The 3,839-nt window shown below is 39.4% G+C and carries 3 protein-coding genes; 2 read left to right on the plus strand and 1 reads right to left on the minus strand.

What is annotated here, in order from left to right:
* Positions 1-280 precede the first annotated feature (280 nt).
* The gene (locus B092_RS14480) at positions 281-1,135 is read right to left on the minus strand and encodes a surface lipoprotein assembly modifier (RefSeq protein WP_309473718.1); all 855 of its coding nucleotides are present in this window, start codon (positions 1,133-1,135) and stop codon (positions 281-283) included.
* A gap of 48 nt (positions 1,136-1,183) precedes the next feature.
* Between B092_RS14480 and B092_RS0112335 the strand changes: the two genes are divergently transcribed.
* Positions 1,184-2,262, plus strand: a protein-coding gene (locus B092_RS0112335) for an IS3 family transposase (protein ID WP_169333971.1) whose coding sequence is annotated in 2 segments (ribosomal slippage) — positions 1,184-1,445 and positions 1,445-2,262 — 1,080 coding nt in all. Because the reading frame shifts where the segments join, the coding sequence is not laid out codon by codon here.
* A 232-nt stretch (positions 2,263-2,494) separates the two neighbouring features.
* Entirely contained in the window at positions 2,495-3,631 is a 1,137-nt protein-coding gene (gene yiaY, locus B092_RS0112340; protein WP_018575538.1) for an L-threonine dehydrogenase, read from the plus strand.
* The last annotated feature ends 208 nt before the right edge of the window (positions 3,632-3,839 follow it).

Consider the following 3,839-nt stretch of genomic DNA (forward strand, 5'->3'; position numbering starts at 1 on the left):
GTGCTGGAGCGATTGCCCACGCATAAAGCAAAGGATATTGAGGACTTGTTGCCACATCGATGGCAAGTAACGACAGCAAAAGAAGTAACACAATAAGTGAATAACGCCTTGACCATTACATCAAGGCGTTATTCATTTGAAAATCAATAGGTGTTCACCGAACGCTTACGCTAGCAAAACTTGGATTTAGGATTGAATACTTATCTTAAAGCTGCGAATGCAAGGGAGTAGAGTATTGAGTAAAAATATTGCTAACTGAGTTAAAAAATCAATAGATAGTTTAAAACGATTTTTCAAAGATTAGCATTAAACGATTTTTACTGTATGAGTACATACTAGGTATATTACTATCTGTTTTCCGCCATTGATAATTTAGCTTAGGCGTAATGCCTAAAACATGCCAATCTCTTTTCCAAAGCGTTAAGTTAACATTGTATTCTTTATCATCACGCTTTTTAGCTAAAGGTATTAAGCCACCAATGACTGCTTCAGATTTGTATTTACGTTGCCCCATAGCTAAACTCAAGCGACTTGAGATGCCGTAACTCCATTCTTGACCCCAGCCAATTCGTATGTTTTTGAAGTCTGAACTGAATTGCTTTTCACCTGAGCGTTCAGCAAAAAAATCAAAACCTCCGAAAAAGAATTGTTCTGGTTTTCTTATCCAGAATAGGGTAGTTGAAAAAAGTTTGTTATTGCCGTCTAATTGTTCATAATCCTTGTAATATTGCTTTGAATATTCGAGGGCATTAATTGTTCTCAAATTAGGGTTTAACCAGTAGTCGTATTCTAAGCGTAATCCTTTATTATCTTTGTACTGTTTGCCACCATACCAACGTTTTTCATAAAAAGGTAATACAGCCAATGAGCGTTGATTCGATTTATTGACATAACCTACAGAGAGGCGGTTAATTAGGTCATCATTATGATGATTATTCCAAAAGCTCTTTGCAAATAAAGAATTCTCAATACGTAAGTAGTGATTGTTTTTTAAATTAAAATCTCGCTCTAGTCCAAAATAAAAGCTGAAACCCTTACCTGACTTTGGCATCATGTCATTATTTTTAATAAATCCGGTATTTTCGATCTTTCTGTCTTTAGAGAGGTAATACTCCCCTAAAATCGAAACACCGATGAGTGGAAAATTTCGTTAAACTATTTGTTATATTTAAAGGAATTTTTCATGCGTAGAAAACAATTTACCGAGCGACAAATCTTATCTATTCTTAAACAGCATGAGAGCGGCGTGAGCGTTGCTGATTTGTGTCGTGAGCACGGCATGAGCCAATCTGCTTTTTACAAATGGCGTAGCAAATATGCCGGCATGGACTCGTCAATGCTCAATGAGCTAAAACGCCTACAGGAAGAGAATGCGAAGCTTAAGAAGCTTTACGCTGAGGAGCGGCTAGTTTCCGAGGCGCGAAAGGAACTACTTGAGGGAAAGTGGTAAAGCCATCGCTACGAAAAGCGATGGCAAGAACACTTGTATCACGTCAAGGCTTTGCTGTCAGGTTAGCTTGCCGAACGGTGGGTATTAGCACATCAAGTTATTACTATCAGAGTAAAGGAAAGGCTGAGGACGAGCAGATTGCCAATTGCTTGATTAAACTTACCCAAACCAATAAGCGTTGGGGCTTTAAACTATGCTTTTTATATCTCAGAAATGTCCAAGGCGTTGTTTGGAATCATAAGCGTGTTTACCGCATCTACAAGGAGTTAGCATTGAACTTACGTATTAAACCTCGCCTACGCCTTCAACGAAAGCAGCCAGCGCCACTGGCTGTGCCCACAGCTGCTAATCAGGTATGGTCAATGGATTTTATGAGTGATGCACTAGCCGATGGTCGTAGACTACGTTTATTGAACGTCATTGATGATTTCAACCGAGAAGCGTTAGCCATGGATGTTGCCTTATCTATTCCGAGCGAGCAGGTAATTCGATACCTAGAGCGCACAATTGAGCAGCGTGGAAAGCCTAAAGAGATACGAGTTGACAATGGTCCTGAGTATATCTCAGAACGACTGATCTCATGGACTGAAAGTCAAGGCATTCGTCTGAACTACATTCAGCCAGGCAAGCCCTATCAAAATACCTATATTGAGCGATTTAACCGAACTGTCAGGGAGGAGCTTTTAAATATGTATATCTTTGACTCATTGGAGCAAGCTGAGTTGCTAGTCACCCAATGGCAATGGCAGTATAATAACGTACGGCCTAACATGGCTATAGGAGGTGTACCCCCGCGACTTAAAGCGGCTTAAAATCCATATCATTCCACTAAAAGGTGTTCCTAAAAATGGGGGTCATACATTATGACGCTAATATAGGTGTTTGCTGTCAGTTGTAAGTGTCAATCTAGGCAAAACTCTTTTACATTTTGTATAATAAAGTATTGGCTTAAAAGGCTATATTTTAAATAGAAATTAACAAGGATTTGTCCCCATAAGAGGTGTTTTATTTCACCTCTTTTTAATTTTTTTAAAAAGGAAAATCATGGCTGCTCAGTTTTTTATGCCTAGTAACAATATTATTGGTGAAGGCGCACTCGATCAAGCGGTAGAGCAAATTGCTTTATTAGGCTTTAAAAAGGCTTTAATTGTGACTGATAAGCCGCTAGCTGAGTTAGGTTTCGCATCACAAGTGGCAAAACTCTTAGAAGCTAAAGGTATTGAGAGTGATATTTTTGATGATGTAAAGCCTAACCCAACAGTGGCTAATGTAAATGATGGTTTAGCCAAGCTTAAAGAAGCGGGTGCAGATTGTGTGATTTCGCTTGGCGGTGGTTCTCCACATGATTGTGCTAAAGGTATTGCTATTGTTGCGAGCAACGGCGGTAAAATCGAAGATTACGAGGGTTTAGATAAGTCTACTAAGCCACAACTACCATTAATCGCTATTAATACCACAGCGGGTACAGCTTCAGAAATGACTCGTTTCACCATTATTACCGACGAAACGCGTCAGGTAAAAATGGCCATTGTGGATAAGCATGTGACTCCTATTTTATCGGTTAATGACCCTAAATTAATGGAGGATATGCCAGCCTCTTTAACAGCGGCTACTGGTATGGATGCCTTAACTCATGCGGTCGAAGCCTACGTTTCAACAGCTGCTAACCCACTAACTGATGCTTGTGCGGTAAAAGCCATTGAGTTAATCGCTAAATACTTACCAACCGCAGTAGCTGATGGTAAAAATGCCGAAGCACGTGAGCAAATGGCTTATGCACAATTCTTAGCGGGTATGGCATTTAATAACGCTTCTTTAGGTTATGTTCATGCGATGGCGCACCAATTAGGTGGTTTTTACGACTTACCTCACGGTGTCTGTAATGCGCTTTTATTACCGCATGTTGAGGAGTTTAACTTACGTGCCGCTAAACCACGTTTAGAAGAAATTGGTGCTATTCTCTCTGCTAATAACAAAGAGCTTGAGGGCTTAGATGTAATTGAAGCAATTAAGAAATTAGCGGGTATTGTCGGTATTCCTAAGTCATTACGTGAGTTAGATGTTAAAGAAGAAGACTTTACCGTGCTTGCTGAAAACGCAATGAAAGACGTCTGCGGTTTAACTAACCCAGTACAACCAACACTTGATGAAGTAATTGGAATTTTCAAAGCCGCTTACTAATCATTAATTATTAGTGAGTAAGGCCATTAGAGGTTTTTCTTCTAATGGCTTTTTAGATCGTAAACCTCTGGTAACCACCCCCTAAATTAACACAGCTCAAATGTAGAATTTTCCTTTACAATTAATTTATATTTAGGAGTTTTACTATGAGCAAACGTAAGAGTGAAGAACAGATTATCGCCTTGTTAAAGCGTGCAGAAGCGGGTGA

The sequence above is a fragment of the Oligella ureolytica DSM 18253 genome, from assembly GCF_000373745.1.
Lineage (GTDB): Bacteria > Pseudomonadota > Gammaproteobacteria > Burkholderiales > Burkholderiaceae_B > Oligella > Oligella ureolytica.

What these genes read in the sequence shown, in the direction of transcription:
- yiaY (WP_018575538.1), top strand. Translation starts at nt 2,495, where the DNA reads ATGGCTGCTCAGTTTTTTATGCCTAGTAACAATATTATTGGTGAAGGC.